The sequence below is a fragment of the Petrocella sp. FN5 genome (assembly GCF_029210395.1).
In the GTDB taxonomy this organism is placed as follows: Bacteria; Bacillota; Clostridia; order Lachnospirales; family Vallitaleaceae; genus Petrocella.
This window is the reverse complement of sequence record NZ_JARGDP010000002.1, coordinates 18,459-32,183: the sequence shown is the minus strand read 5'-3', so window position 1 is coordinate 32,183 and position 13,725 is coordinate 18,459. Positions and strand designations below refer to the sequence as shown.

The following is a 13,725-nucleotide window of genomic DNA, read 5'->3' as shown; positions in this document are numbered from 1 at the left end:
AATTATTCACCGCCTTCTAAATCTGCGCGAGAAACAATTTTACATTTCAATGGCAACTTGTGCATTGCAAGTCTTAGGGCTTCTCTAGCTGTCTCTTCTGGAACTCCTGCAAGTTCAAACATAACGCGTCCCGGTTTTACAACCGCAACCCAATACTCAGGTGAACCTTTACCAGAACCCATACGAGTTTCTGCTGGTTTAGTAGTTACAGGCTTGTCTGGGAAAATCTTGATCCAAACTTTACCACCACGCTTGATGTAACGTGTCATGGCAACACGGGCTGATTCTATTTGATTGGAACGTACCCAAGCAGCTTCCATTGCAACGATTCCAAATTCACCATAGATGATTTGGTTACCACGAGTGGCTTTACCTGTCATACGTCCACGAAATTGTTTACGTCTTTTTACTCTTTTTGGCATTAACATTATTTGTTTCCTCCTTTGTTAGCTTTCTTAGGAAGAACTTCACCATGGCAAATCCATACTTTTACGCCAATTTTACCGTAAGTTGTATCTGCTTCAGCAAATCCATAGTCAATGTCAGCTCTAAGGGTTTGAAGTGGAATATTACCTTCGTTGTAACTTTCAACTCGTGCCATTTCAGCACCACCCAGACGTCCTGAACATTGTACCTTGATTCCTTTTGCGCCTGATTTTAATGCGCGTCCCATAACTTGTTTCATAGCTCTTCTAAATGATACACGGTTCTCCAATTGAAGCGCTACGTTTTCAGCTACTAATTGAGAAGTTTTCTCAGGTCTTTTGACTTCAACAATGTTGACAATCACTTTTCCTGTTACCATAGCTTCAACTTCTTTTTTAGTCTCGTCAATCGCTGTTCCACCTCTACCAATAACAATACCAGGTTTAGCAGTATGAATGTTGACTTTCACTCTTTCAGATGCTCTTTCAATTTCGATTTTTGAGATACCTGCAGAGTATAGTTTTTTCTTTAAAAATTTTCTAAGATTAAAGTCTTCTACCAGAAGATCTGAAAAATTTTTCTCGGCATACCATCTTGAATCCCAATCCTTGATGATACCGACTCTTAAGCCGTGTGGATTAACTTTTTGTCCCATGCCTTACCTCCTTTACCTTTCGTTTAAGATAATCGTGATGTGACTGGTTCTTTTTTGAATTCTAAAAGCTCTACCTTGAGCTCTTGGTCTGATTCTCTTAAGTGTTGGTCCTTTATTGGCAAATGTCTCTTGAATGTATAAGTTGTTTGGATCAAGTCCAAGATTATTTTCAGCATTTGCAATTGCTGAATTCAATAGTTTTTCTATAACACGTGCAGCTTTTCTTGGTGTAAAAGCTAATATACCAAGGGCCGATACAACGTCTTTACCTTTTATGGTGTCTAGTACAATTCGTGCTTTTGTGTCAGAAACTCTTGCAAAAGATACTTTAGCTTTCGCTCTATTATCTGTGTTTGCATTTCTTTCACGTTTAATCTGACTTCTATGTCCTTTAGCCATCTAAAAGTGCCTCCTTTCGTACATATAATTAACGTACTTTTGATTTCTTTTCATCTTTGCCATGACCTCTAAAGGTTCTGGTTAAAACGAATTCTCCAAGTTTATGACCAACCATGTCTTCACTGATGTATACCGGTACATGTTTTCTACCGTCATGAACGGCGATTGTATGTCCAACCATCTCAGGGAATACAGTGGAACGTCTTGACCAAGTTTTAATAACTTGTTTGCTATCGGTTTCATTGAGTGCCTCTACTTTTTTTAGTAGGTGCCCATCAATAAATGGTCCTTTTTTCAATGAACGAGCCATTTATAAAGCCTCCTTTTGCATTAATCGATATGGATGAGTGACTATTTATTACTGCCACGTTTTCTCACGATATATTTGTTAGAATGTTTGTTTTTCTTTCTTGTCTTAAGGCCAAGTGCCGGTTTACCCCAAGGTGTCATTGGACTTGGACGACCGATTGGTGATTTACCTTCACCACCACCATGTGGATGATCACAAGGATTCATTACAGAACCACGTACAGTTGGGCGAATACCCATATGACGCTTACGTCCCGCTTTACCTATGGTAATAAGCTCATGGTCAACATTACCAACTTGACCGATGGTTGCTCTACACTCGCTTGGTACCATTCTCATCTCACCAGATGGAAGTCTTAATGTTGCAAACTTACCTTCTTTTGCCATAAGTTGTGCTACATTACCGGCTGAACGTACAAGTTGTCCACCTTTACCCGGCTTCATCTCGATGTTGTGTATTTGTGAACCGACCGGAATATTACTAAGTGGTAATGCATTACCTGTTTTTATTTCTGCATCTGCGCCACTCATTAATGTGGATCCAACTTTAAGGCCTACAGGTGCAAGAATGTATTTCTTTTCACCATCTGCATATTGAAGCAATGCAATGTTAGCTGTACGGTTTGGATCGTACTCAATAGATGCTACTTTAGCTGGCACTCCATCTTTGTTTCTTTTAAAATCAATGATTCTATATTTTATTTTAGCGCCACCACCACGGTGTCTCACAGTAATTTTACCTTGATTGTTTCTTCCTGAATTCTTTTTAATTGCCACTACTAAGGATCTTTCAGGTGTTGATTTTGTGATTTCCTCAAAAGTAGAAGCCGTCATATGTCTTCTGGAAGGTGTATAAGGTTTGTATTTTCTAATACCCATTGTCTTTTAGCTCCTTTCCTGTAGCGTCTTACCACGCTACCGTGTGTGTCCCCGGAATGTGTTTTTTACATTCCTTCGAAGAAGTCGATCTCTTTACTCTCTGCTGTCAAAGTTACGATCGCTTTTTTTGTTTTAGCTGTTTTACCGCTTGTTGTACCACGTCTTTTTGTCTTACCGTCTTTATTCATAGTATTGACTTTTTGAACGATAGCACCTTTAAACATTTTTTCAACCGCTTCTTTGATTTGAACCTTGGTCGCTTCTGGATGCACTGAAAATGTGTATTTACGATCGCCCATCTGATCCATGCTTTTTTCAGTGATTACAGGTTTAAGTAGTACGTCATAGTAATTTATGCTTGCCATTATGCGTACACCTCCTCTATTGTTGCCACAGCTGCCTTAGTCGTTACGAATGTATCGTATTTTAGAATATCATACACATTAATCGTATTGGTTTGAGCTGTTGCTACATTTGCTATGTTCCTAGCTGATAATAATACATTTTTATTGTTTTCATTAATACAGATGAGGGCCTTTTTAACACTTAGGTTGTCAAGCACCTTAACCATATCTTTTGTTTTTATACCATCAAAAGCCAATTCATCCAGAACGATGAATTTTCCATCAGCAACTTTTACTGATAGTGCAGATTTAAGGGCAATTCTTTTTTCTTTTTTATTAAGTTTGAATGAGTAGTCTCTTGGTTTTGGTGCAAAAACCACACCACCACCTGTCCAATGTGGTGCTCTTATTGAACCGATTCTAGCTCTACCCGTTCCTTTTTGTCTCCAAGGTTTTCTACCACCACCACGTACTTCTGCACGTGTTTTGGCGCTTTGTGTTCCTTGGCGTTTATTTGCAAGTTGTTGAACAACGGACATGTGCATTAAATGGTTTTTGATTTCTACTCCAAAAATGCTATCATTAAGTTCCAATTCTTCTACTTGTTTACCATCCATATTGTATACAGATACTTTTGCCATTTTCGTTCCTCCTTCCTGCAATTACTACGCCTTAACTGCGTCTCTAATTGTTAAGATAGATTTTTTAGGTCCAGGTACAGCACCTTTTACTAAAATCAAATTTTGCTCTGCGTCCACTCTTACAACTTCAAGATTTTGAATCGTCACTTTTACAGCACCCATATGTCCAGGTAAGTTCTTACCTTTGAATACTTTTGAAGGTGATGATGCTTGTCCCATTGAACCCGGTCTTCTATGGTACTTAGAACCGTGAGCCATAGGGCCTCTTGTTTGTCCATGGCGCTTGATGTTACCTTGGAACCCTTTACCTTTACTTGTGCCACTTACATCAATCATATCGCCAACAGCAAATATGTCAGCTGTGATTGCTTGACCGGCTTCAAATGTTTCTGCATTTTCAAGTCTGAATTCTTTAAGTACTCTCTTTGCAGTAACACCAGCTTTTTGGAAATGTCCTTGTAAAGGTTGTGTTGTGTGTTTTTCCTTTTTGTCTTCAAAACCGATTTGAACAGCACTATAGCCATCGTTATCTAAGGTTTTTACTTGAACAACTGTACATGGACCGGCTTGTAATACGGTTACAGGAACCAACGCGCCATCTTCCATGAAGATTTGTGTCATACCTACTTTTCTCGCAATAATTGCTTTTTGCATATTGCACCTCCTATTGATCTACAGCGGATTACATTGACGTAATCATCCTAGACGGTTATATAAAACATGACCTTCTATATAAACCTCTAATGTGGATATTATTTTACATCTACTTTAATGTCTACCCCAGCAGGTAGTTCTAGACGCATAAGTGCATCTACTGTTTTAGCTGTTGGCATTAAGATGTCAATTAATCTTTTGTGTGTTCTTTGTTCGAACTGCTCTCTAGAGTCTTTGTACTTATGTACGGCTCTTAGGATTGTGGTGATTTCTTTTTTAGTAGGAAGTGGGATAGGTCCGCTCACTTTCGCTCCTGTTTTCTTTGCAGTTTCGATAATCTTCTCTGATGATTGGTCGATTAATTGATGATCATACGCTTTCAAGCTAATTCTCATTTTTTGAGTTGCCATAAAAAAAGTCGCCTCCTTTTCGTACTTGAGTACGACAAGTGGTGACTGTACATCTTGCCTGGCGTGTCATTCATTCACACGTCCTTCATCAAACTAAATTGATGGCATCTTATTCGTACAGTGATCTTGTCGTCAGTTTCTTGAACATGACATCCGCTCCATTAGAATTACCCGCAGTTTTTATACGGCAACCTCTAACTTCATTGCTTTTATTGTCACAGCCTTTATATTATAACTTATGGTTTTATCTAATGCAAGCTTTTTTTCTTATTTTTCTAAGTTGTGCTCCTACAGAGTAAAACAGGGCTACCCTTGACGGGTAACCCTGTGCTTTTAATAATATTACTTGCTGATTACAGTTACAGATCCTGAACCAACTGTTCTTCCACCTTCACGGATTGAGAACTTTTGACCGATTTCCATCGCGATTGGCGCAATTAATTCAACGTCCATCTCGATGTTGTCGCCAGGCATACACATTTCTACGCCTTCTGGTAGATTGATAACACCAGTTACGTCAGTCGTTGTGAAGTAGAATTGTGGTCTGTAGTTTCCAAAGAATGGTGTATGACGCCCACCCTCTTCTTTTTTAAGTACATATACTTGTGCCTTAAATGTTGTATGAGGTGTAATTGAACCAGGCGCTGCAAGTACTTGTCCACGTTCAATCTCTTCTCTTTGTACACCACGAAGCAATGCGCCAATGTTGTCACCCGCTTGAGCTTCATCAAGAAGCTTACGGAACATCTCTACGCCAGTACAAACAACTTTTCTTGACTCTTCTTTAAGACCAACAATCTCAACGTTGTCTTGAACGTGTAGAACACCACGATCAACTTTACCAGTCGCAACAGTACCACGACCTGTGATTGAGAAAACGTCCTCGATAGGCATCAAGAATGGCTTATCTGTTTGACGAATTGGCTCTGGAATATAATCGTCACAAGCTTGCATTAATTCAAGAACGATATCGCCCCATTTGCTGCTTGTATCTTCGAGTGCTTTAAGTGCTGATCCTTGGATTACAGGAAGATCATCTCCAGGGAATCCATAATCAGATAATAATTCTCTGATTTCCATTTCAACCAATTCTAGTAATTCTTCATCATCAACCATATCACATTTGTTCATGAATACAACGATATGTGTACCACCAACTTGACGTGTTAAAAGAATATGCTCTCTTGTTTGAGCCATAGGTCCGTCAGTTGCTGCAACAACAAGGATAGAACCGTCCATTTGAGCTGCTCCGGTAATCATGTTCTTAACGTAGTCGGCGTGACCTGGGCAGTCAACGTGAGCGTAGTGACGATTCTCAGTCTCGTACTCAACGTGTGCTGTAGAGATTGTAATCCCTCTTTCTCTTTCCTCTGGTGCCTTATCAATGTTATCAAAATCAACGATTGATCCTGTACCAAGTCTATCATATAGTACTTTTGTGATTGCTGCTGTTAAAGTTGTTTTACCATGGTCAACGTGACCAATTGTTCCAATATTTACATGCGGTTTCGTTCTTTCATACTTAGCTTTACCCATTACTTTTTTTCCTCCTTTAATCAATGACACCAAGGCATTTTAAAAATCCCTTCGTCATAACTTATCAGTTTTTTCTAATTAGAATTATATTTTATTGTACATCCAATTGCAAGGACTATTTCCTTACTCAAGGCCTTTTCCGGAAAGAATTTTCTCTTGAATACTCTTTGGAAGTTGTTCATAATGTGAAAACTGCATGGAGAATGTTCCACGCCCCTGTGATTTGGAACGTATGTCCGTTGAATATCCAAACATCTCAGATAAAGCAACATAACAATGTATGGATTGAGCACCATTTCTTGGCTCCATACCTTCGATTTTTCCACGTCTTGAGTTAATGTCACCAATGACATCACCCATATACTCTTCAGGTACTAGTATATCTACTTTCATAATTGGTTCAAGTAATACGGAATCACCTTTTTTCATAGCATCTTTAAACGCCATTGAACCGGCAATCTTAAACGCCATCTCTGAAGAGTCGACATCATGGTAAGAACCGTCGTAACAGTCAGCACGAACACCAACAACTTCATAACCTGCAAGAACACCGGATTGCATTGCATCCTTGATACCTGCATCTACTGCCGGTACGTATTCTCTTGGGATGGATCCACCTGTCGTTGAATTAACGAATTCATAGGTGATTTCACCGTTAACATCCATTGGCTCAAATCTTACTTTACAATGTCCATACTGTCCACGTCCACCGGATTGACGTGCATATTTCTTATCCACATCAACGGCTTTTGTAAGGGTTTCTTTGTAAGCAACCTGTGGTGCACCTACATTCGCTTCAACTTTAAACTCTCTTAGCATACGGTCTACGATGATCTCAAGATGAAGTTCACCCATACCTGCTATGATGGTTTGTCCTGTTTCCGTGTTTGTAAATGTTTTAAAGGTTGGATCTTCTTCTGCAAGTTTTGCAAGGGCGATACCCATTTTTTCTTGGCCGGCTTTTGTTTTAGGCTCAATAGCTACCGATATTACCGGTTCTGGGAATATCATTGATTCAAGAATAACCGGGTGTTTTTCGTCACAAAGGGTATCCCCTGTTGTTGTCAATTTAAGACCAACAGCTGCGGCAATATCCCCAGAGTAAACTTTTTCAAGTTCTTCTCTTTTGTTCGCATGCATTTGAAGAATTCTTCCCATACGTTCTTTTTTGTTTTTAGTTGAGTTTAAAACATAAGAACCTGCATTGATGGTTCCTGAATAAACTCTAAAGAATGCTAGCTTACCAACAAATGGGTCCGCCATAATCTTAAAGGCCAATGCTGAAAAAGGTGCTTCATCGGATGCCGGTCTTTCAACCGGTTCTTCTGTATCCATATCAATACCTTGGATTGCAGGTACATCAAGTGGTGAAGGCATATACGTTATAACCGCATCCAAAAGTTTTTGAACACCTTTATTCTTATATGCAGAACCACAGAAAACAGGTATGATTTTTACCCCTATGGTTGCTCTTCGAAGGGCTGCTTTAAGTTCATCCGTCGCTATCTCTTCACCTTCTAAATACATCATCATAAGATCTTCATCTGTATCCGCTATTTTTTCTACCATTTCATTGTGATACTCTGTAGCTAATTCCAACATATCTGCCGGAATATCAACTTCTGAAATATCTTCGCCTAAATCATCATTATAAATATAAGCTTTCATTGTCATAAGGTCAATTAGACCTACAAAGTCTTCTTCAGCCCCAATAGGCAACTGAATTGGCACGGCGTTCGCACCAAGACGTTCTCTAATCATACTTACAACATTAAAGAAATCTGCACCCATAATGTCCATCTTATTTACAAATGCCATTCTAGGTACTTCATATTTGTCCGCTTGACGCCATACTGTTTCAGATTGAGGTTCAACCCCACCCTTTGCACAGAAAACGCCAACCGCACTATCTAGTACACGGAGAGATCGTTCAACTTCAACAGTGAAGTCAACGTGACCTGGTGTGTCTATGATGTTAATTCTATTATCTAACCATGAACATGTTGTCGCTGCAGAAGTAATGGTTATACCTCTTTCTTGCTCTTGCTCCATCCAGTCCATTGTTGCTGCACCTTCATGAGTTTCACCGATCTTATGGCTTATGCCTGTATAAAATAGTATACGCTCAGTCAAGGTAGTTTTACCGGCATCAATATGTGCCATGATGCCGATGTTTCTGGTCCGATCTAACGGATAATTTCTACCTGCCAAAGTATTTCCTCCTTTGGTACTAAACTGTTAATGAATTACAATCTGTATTATTTGACTATAAAGCCAAGACAGATTTTACCATCTAAAATGTGCAAATGCTTTGTTTGCTTCTGCCATTTTATGTGTATCTTCTTTCTTCTTAACAGACCCACCGGTATTATTCAGTGCATCTAATAATTCACCAGCCAAACGGTCTACCATGGTTTTTTCCCCACGTTTTCTTGTGTGGATTGTTAACCAACGTAGTCCAAGGGCTTGTCTTCTATCCGGACGCACTTCGATTGGCACTTGGTAAGTTGCTCCACCGACACGTCTTGCCTTTACTTCTAGTACAGGCATGATATTGCCAAGAGCCTCTTGGAAAGCTTCTAATGCATCTTTACCTGATTTTTCTGCTACTTTTTCAAAAGCACCGTATACGATCTTTTGTGCTGCACCTTTTCTACCGTCTAACATGATGTTGTTGATCAGTTTGGTTACAACCTTGTTTCCATATATTGGATCTGGTAATACATCTCTTTTGGGTGTATGTCCTTTACGTGGCACGGTTCTTCCCTCCTTAATTATTGATTTGCGCCTTTGCGCTAAATTAATTCACAGGTACTCGCAGAAACCTTATGGTTTCTGTGTGTCGTGCTAGTTTTTCATATATTTGATCCTGCAACCACAGGTTATATACATTCATAACTCGCACTACATCGAACAACGCTTCTTCATTTAGAAGGTGTTCCATTTAATACTTTAATTAGCTTTTTACTTTAGGTCGTTTTGCTCCGTATTTTGAACGAGATTGACGACGGTCAGCTACGCCTGCTGTATCTAATGTACCTCTGACTACGTGATAACGTGTACCTGGTAAGTCTTTTACTCTACCACCTCTAATGAGAACAACACTATGTTCTTGTAAGTTGTGGCCTTCACCTGGAATATAACCTGTTACTTCAAGTCCATTTGTCAAACGCACTCTGGCGATTTTTCTAAGGGCTGAGTTAGGCTTCTTAGGTGTTGCAGTTTTTACAGCTGTACAAACACCACGCTTTTGAGGCGCTGAGATATTTGTTGACTTCTTATGTAAGGAGTTAAATCCTTTTTGAAGTGCTGGCGCTGTTGATTTCTTAACGATTTCTTTTCTGCCTTTTCTAACTAACTGGTTAATCGTTGGCATTCTTTTCACCTCCTGAAAATAAGTTGTTTACGATCAGTGCTGCGGTTGCGGCTTTCACTTTAACATTGCAAGCTTTGCCTAGTTCTTCCATTGTTTTTACATATACAATCGCTATATGGTTGGTTTCAGCCATTTCTGTGAGCTTTGCCAGTAATCGTTTATTCGCATCTTCTGCAACAAACAACACCTCTACTTGGTTACGCTCAAGTGCTCTTAGAGTTTGCTTTGTACCTACAACTTTGGAACCTTCTTGTAATCTGTGCATAGTAACCATCTCTTTCATTAAAGAATTCATTCTTGTCTATACACTGTTTCTTACAGACAAAATACGCATCAAAATGCACACTGATGAATTCTATCATGAGTTACCTATTCTGTCAAGAAAAACAGTTTTATTCATATTGACAAATGATTAGCCTGTCAGATACTTACGTAGCATAGACTTTCCTGGAAATTAAAAAGGGAGCCTGTCTAGGCTCCCCAAGTGGTACTCACGTCTAATATTCGTCCTGAAACAATAGTTCTTCTACATTATCATTTTCAATATCTTTTTCAATGATATTCAATTTTCTGTAACGCTTCATACCCGTTCCTGCCGGAATTAACTTACCGATAATAACATTCTCTTTAAGGCCGATTAAAGGGTCTGATTTTCCTTTAATGGCTGCATCTGTCAGTACCTTAGTTGTTTCTTGGAAAGAGGCAGCTGATAAGAAGGAATTCGTAGCCAGAGATGCTTTCGTAATACCAAGCAACACTTGGGTACCTACAGCAAGTTCAAGTCCTTTGTCTTCCATTTCTTTATTGATTTTCTCAAATTCAAGTCGATCAATCAAACTGCCCGGTAAGAAGGATGTGTCACCACTGTCTTCTATACGGAGTTTTTTAAGCATCTGTCTGCAAATAACTTCAACATGTTTATCATTGATTTCAACACCTTGGAGCCTGTAGACACGTTGTACCTCTTGTAACATATAGTCTTGTACCGCTCTCACACCTTTGATTCTAAGGGTATCATGAGGGTTAACACTACCTTCGGTCAACTCATCCCCTGCTTCTACCATGCTACCATCCGCAACTCTTGTTCTTGATCCATAGGGGATTAGATATGCTTTTGATTCACCTGTATCAGCATTGGTAATGACCATTTCACGTTTCTTCTTCGTTTCTTGCATAACAGCTTTTCCACTAAACTCCGCGATGATGGCCAAACCTTTGGGTTTTCTTCCTTCAAAAAGTTCTTCAACCCTTGGAAGACCTTGGGTAATGTCATCTGCTGTTGCTATACCACCTGTATGGAAAGTACGCATAGTAAGCTGTGTTCCCGGCTCACCAATAGATTGAGCTGCAATAATACCCACAGACTCACCCACTTGAACCGGTATGCCTGTTGCCATATTTGAACCATAGCACTTAGCACACACACCCACTTCTGATTTACAAGATAAAACTGTTCTAATCTTAACTTGATCGATGCCTGCTTTTATAATATTTCTTGCTTTGATTGGTGTAATCATACGGTCGGCTCTTGCTAGAACTTCACCGGTCTTTGGATGCTTAATATCCTCAATGGACCAACGTCCGGTCATTCTTTCTTCTAAGCCTTCTATGACTTCCTCACCATCCATAAAGCTTTTTATAATCATTCCTGCAACTTCCGGCTCATCTTTACAACAGTCTGTTTCTCTGATAATTAAATCTTGAGAAACATCAACCAACCTTCTTGTCAAATAACCTGAGTCTGCTGTTCTAAGAGCTGTATCTGCAAGACCTTTACGAGCACCATGAGCGGATATAAAATACTCAAGTACATCAAGACCTTCACGGAAGTTAGATTTAATCGGTAGTTCAATCGTATGACCGGATGTATCCGCCATAAGACCACGCATACCTGCAAGCTGTTTAATCTGATTATCCGATCCACGGGCTCCGGAATGGGCCATCATATAAATATTGTTATACCTATCTAGATTGCCAAGAAGTGCTTTAGTGATTTTATCATCACATTCACGCCATGTTTGAATAACACTGTTATAACGTTCTTCTTCTGTCATCAAGCCACGCTTGAACTGCTTAATAATGTCTTCAAGGGTTTTTTCAGCCTCATCAACAAAGCCTTTTTTCTCTTCCGGGACTTCCATGTCCGATATAGATACGGTAATGGCACTTTGTGTTGAATATTTGAAACCGAGTTTTTTGATTTCATCTAAAACTTCTGCTGTTCTTGTAGCACCATGAACATTAATACAATAATTCAAAATCTGCTGCATTTGTTTTTTGCCAACTAGAAAATCGACTTCAAATAATAGTTGGTCATCTACAGTAAGTCTTTCAATAAATCCAAGATCTTGAGGAATGGCTTCGTTGAAAATAATACGCCCTACGGTTGTCTCTATAAGTCGTCTTTCTCTCTTACCATCAATGATGCGAACGCGTTCTACCTTGATACGCGCATGCAAGCTAATCACTTTATTGTCATAGGCTAAAATCGCTTCATTTTCATCTTTGAAAATAGAACCTTCTCCCGGTTCACCTGCTTTATCTAATGTTAAATAGTAAATACCAAGAACCATATCCTGTGAAGGAACGGATACCGGTGCCCCGTCTGAAGGCTTTAACAGGTTGTTAGGAGATAGCAATAAGAAACGGCATTCTGCTTGTGCTTCCACTGATAAGGGTACATGCACTGCCATTTGGTCACCATCGAAGTCAGCGTTATAAGCTGTACAAACAAGAGGGTGCAACTTAATGGCTTTACCTTCAACCAGTACAGGTTCAAAGGCTTGTATACCAAGTCTGTGCAAAGTGGGGGCACGGTTAAGCATAACAGGGTGTTCTTTGATGACGTCTTCTAATACGTCCCAAACCCCAGGCTCAAGTCTTTCCACCATTTTCTTTGCTGATTTAATATTATGTGCTAGACCATCTTCTACGAGTACTTTCATTACAAATGGCTTGAAGAGTTCTATGGCCATTTCTTTTGGTAAACCACATTGATAGATTTTAAGTTCCGGTCCAACAACGATAACAGAACGCCCTGAATAATCCACACGTTTACCAAGTAGATTCTGACGGAAACGTCCTTGCTTACCTTTTAACATATCAGATAAGGACTTAAGTGGTCTGTTACCAGGTCCTGTAACAGGTCTTCCCCGTCTACCATTGTCAATCAAAGCATCAACGGCTTCTTGAAGCATTCTTTTTTCATTTCTTACAATAATATCAGGTGCACCTAGATCCAACAGTCTTTGTAGACGATTGTTTCTATTGATCACACGTCGGTACAAATCGTTAAGGTCTGAAGTGGCAAAGCGTCCACCATCTAACTGAACCATAGGACGGATATCCGGTGGTATAACCGGTACAACAGATAAAACCATCCATTCAGGCAGATTACCTGATTCTTTGAAGGCTTCAATAACTTCAAGACGCTTAATAATACGGGCTCTCTTTTGTCCTGAAGCATCTTTTAACGCTTTTTTCAATTGTTCAGATTCACCAATTAAATCAATTTGCGATAAGATCTCACGAATGGCTTCCGCACCCATAGCTGCTCTAAATTTATGGCCATATTTCTCATAGGCTTCCGTGTACTCTTTTTCTGTAAGTACTTGCTTGTACTGTAGTGATGTTTCACCGGCATCAATGACGATATAAGAGGCAAAGTATAATACTTTTTCAAGTGTTCTAGGCGACATATCTAGGATTAAACCCATTCGGCTAGGAATTCCTTTAAAATACCATATATGAGATACAGGCGCAGCAAGCTCAATATGGCCCATACGCTCTCTTCTCACTTTTGATTTTGTAACTTCTACGCCACAACGATCACAAACCACACCTTTGTAACGTATTTTCTTATATTTACCACAATTACATTCCCAGTCCTTACTGGGGCCAAATATTTTCTCACAAAAAAGTCCGTCTTTTTCAGGCTTTAAGGTTCTGTAATTGATGGTTTCCGGCTTTTTAACTTCGCCCCTGGACCATTCTCTGACCCGTTCGGGTGAAGCAAGACCTATTTTAATAGCGTCAAATACCAACGCTTCAGATTGTTGCTTAACTTCACTTTGCATATTGGGAAACTCCTTCCTTA

15 protein-coding genes are annotated in these 13,725 nt (G+C 39.5%); all 15 read right to left on the bottom strand.

Annotated features, from left to right (window positions below):
- Positions 1–2: 2 nt before the first annotated feature.
- Positions 3–428, bottom strand: a complete 426-nt coding sequence (gene rplP, locus P0N36_RS00975) for a 50S ribosomal protein L16 (RefSeq protein WP_125137696.1) — start codon at positions 426–428, stop codon at positions 3–5.
- Positions 428–1,081 carry a 30S ribosomal protein S3 gene (rpsC, locus tag P0N36_RS00970; protein WP_275840840.1) on the bottom strand — a complete coding sequence of 218 codons (654 nt, stop codon included), beginning with the start codon at positions 1,079–1,081 and terminating at the stop codon, positions 428–430. The genes rplP and rpsC overlap by 1 nt, the downstream gene beginning before the upstream one ends.
- 12 nt (positions 1,082–1,093) lie before the next feature.
- The gene (rplV, locus tag P0N36_RS00965; RefSeq protein WP_275840839.1) at positions 1,094–1,480 is read right to left on the bottom strand and encodes a 50S ribosomal protein L22; all 387 of its coding nucleotides are present in this window, start codon (positions 1,478–1,480) and stop codon (positions 1,094–1,096) included.
- Positions 1,481–1,508: 28 nt separating this feature from the next.
- Positions 1,509–1,790 carry a 30S ribosomal protein S19 gene (gene rpsS / locus P0N36_RS00960; protein WP_125137693.1) on the bottom strand — a complete coding sequence of 94 codons (282 nt, stop codon included), beginning with the start codon at positions 1,788–1,790 and terminating at the stop codon, positions 1,509–1,511.
- A 41-nt stretch (positions 1,791–1,831) separates the two neighbouring features.
- The gene (gene rplB / locus P0N36_RS00955; protein WP_275840838.1) at positions 1,832–2,668 is read right to left on the bottom strand and encodes a 50S ribosomal protein L2; all 837 of its coding nucleotides are present in this window, start codon (positions 2,666–2,668) and stop codon (positions 1,832–1,834) included.
- Positions 2,669–2,733: 65 nt separating this feature from the next.
- Entirely contained in the window at positions 2,734–3,033 is a 300-nt protein-coding gene (rplW, locus tag P0N36_RS00950) for a 50S ribosomal protein L23 (RefSeq protein WP_275840837.1), read from the bottom strand.
- On the bottom strand, positions 3,033–3,653 hold the full coding sequence (rplD, locus tag P0N36_RS00945; protein WP_275840835.1) for a 50S ribosomal protein L4: 621 nt from the start codon (positions 3,651–3,653) through the stop codon (positions 3,033–3,035). Before rplD ends, rplW begins: the two co-directional genes overlap by 1 nt.
- A 24-nt stretch (positions 3,654–3,677) precedes the next feature.
- Complete coding sequence (gene rplC / locus P0N36_RS00940; protein WP_275840834.1) at positions 3,678–4,307, bottom strand: 50S ribosomal protein L3; 630 nt, start codon at positions 4,305–4,307, stop codon at positions 3,678–3,680.
- A gap of 98 nt (positions 4,308–4,405) precedes the next feature.
- On the bottom strand, positions 4,406–4,717 hold the full coding sequence (rpsJ, locus tag P0N36_RS00935; protein WP_275840832.1) for a 30S ribosomal protein S10: 312 nt from the start codon (positions 4,715–4,717) through the stop codon (positions 4,406–4,408).
- A gap of 342 nt (positions 4,718–5,059) precedes the next feature.
- Positions 5,060–6,253: an elongation factor Tu gene (gene tuf, locus P0N36_RS00930; RefSeq protein ID WP_275840831.1), complete on the bottom strand. Its 1,194-nt coding sequence runs from the start codon at positions 6,251–6,253 to the stop codon at positions 5,060–5,062.
- A 123-nt stretch (positions 6,254–6,376) separates the two neighbouring features.
- Positions 6,377–8,464 carry an elongation factor G gene (gene fusA, locus P0N36_RS00925; RefSeq protein ID WP_275840830.1) on the bottom strand — a complete coding sequence of 696 codons (2,088 nt, stop codon included), beginning with the start codon at positions 8,462–8,464 and terminating at the stop codon, positions 6,377–6,379.
- Positions 8,465–8,539: 75 nt separating this feature from the next.
- Positions 8,540–9,010, bottom strand: a complete 471-nt coding sequence (gene rpsG / locus P0N36_RS00920) for a 30S ribosomal protein S7 (RefSeq protein ID WP_330683920.1) — start codon at positions 9,008–9,010, stop codon at positions 8,540–8,542.
- Positions 9,011–9,209: 199 nt separating this feature from the next.
- Positions 9,210–9,629, bottom strand: coding sequence for a 30S ribosomal protein S12 (gene rpsL / locus P0N36_RS00915; RefSeq protein WP_125137684.1), 420 nt, complete (start codon positions 9,627–9,629; stop codon positions 9,210–9,212).
- The gene (locus P0N36_RS00910) at positions 9,616–9,894 is read right to left on the bottom strand and encodes a ribosomal L7Ae/L30e/S12e/Gadd45 family protein (protein ID WP_275840829.1); all 279 of its coding nucleotides are present in this window, start codon (positions 9,892–9,894) and stop codon (positions 9,616–9,618) included. The genes rpsL and P0N36_RS00910 overlap by 14 nt, the downstream gene beginning before the upstream one ends.
- Positions 9,895–10,126: 232 nt before the next feature.
- On the bottom strand, positions 10,127–13,705 hold the full coding sequence (rpoC, locus tag P0N36_RS00905; RefSeq protein WP_275840827.1) for a DNA-directed RNA polymerase subunit beta': 3,579 nt from the start codon (positions 13,703–13,705) through the stop codon (positions 10,127–10,129).
- Between the last annotated feature and the right edge of the window lie 20 nt (positions 13,706–13,725).

Coding starts and splice junctions, on each gene's coding strand:
- rplP (WP_125137696.1), bottom strand. CDS start 428: ATGTTAATGCCAAAAAGAGTAAAAAGACGTAAACAATTTCGTGGACGT.
- rpsC (WP_275840840.1), bottom strand. CDS start 1,081: ATGGGACAAAAAGTTAATCCACACGGCTTAAGAGTCGGTATCATCAAG.
- rplV (WP_275840839.1), bottom strand. CDS start 1,480: ATGGCTAAAGGACATAGAAGTCAGATTAAACGTGAAAGAAATGCAAAC.
- rpsS (WP_125137693.1), bottom strand. CDS start 1,790: ATGGCTCGTTCATTGAAAAAAGGACCATTTATTGATGGGCACCTACTA.
- rplB (WP_275840838.1), bottom strand. CDS start 2,668: ATGGGTATTAGAAAATACAAACCTTATACACCTTCCAGAAGACATATG.
- rplW (WP_275840837.1), bottom strand. CDS start 3,033: ATGGCAAGCATAAATTACTATGACGTACTACTTAAACCTGTAATCACT.
- rplD (WP_275840835.1), bottom strand. CDS start 3,653: ATGGCAAAAGTATCTGTATACAATATGGATGGTAAACAAGTAGAAGAA.
- rplC (WP_275840834.1), bottom strand. CDS start 4,307: ATGCAAAAAGCAATTATTGCGAGAAAAGTAGGTATGACACAAATCTTC.
- rpsJ (WP_275840832.1), bottom strand. CDS start 4,717: ATGGCAACTCAAAAAATGAGAATTAGCTTGAAAGCGTATGATCATCAA.
- tuf (WP_275840831.1), bottom strand. CDS start 6,253: ATGGGTAAAGCTAAGTATGAAAGAACGAAACCGCATGTAAATATTGGA.
- rpsL (WP_125137684.1), bottom strand. CDS start 9,629: ATGCCAACGATTAACCAGTTAGTTAGAAAAGGCAGAAAAGAAATCGTT.
- P0N36_RS00910 (WP_275840829.1), bottom strand. CDS start 9,894: ATGCACAGATTACAAGAAGGTTCCAAAGTTGTAGGTACAAAGCAAACT.
- rpoC (WP_275840827.1), bottom strand. CDS start 13,705: ATGCAAAGTGAAGTTAAGCAACAATCTGAAGCGTTGGTATTTGACGCT.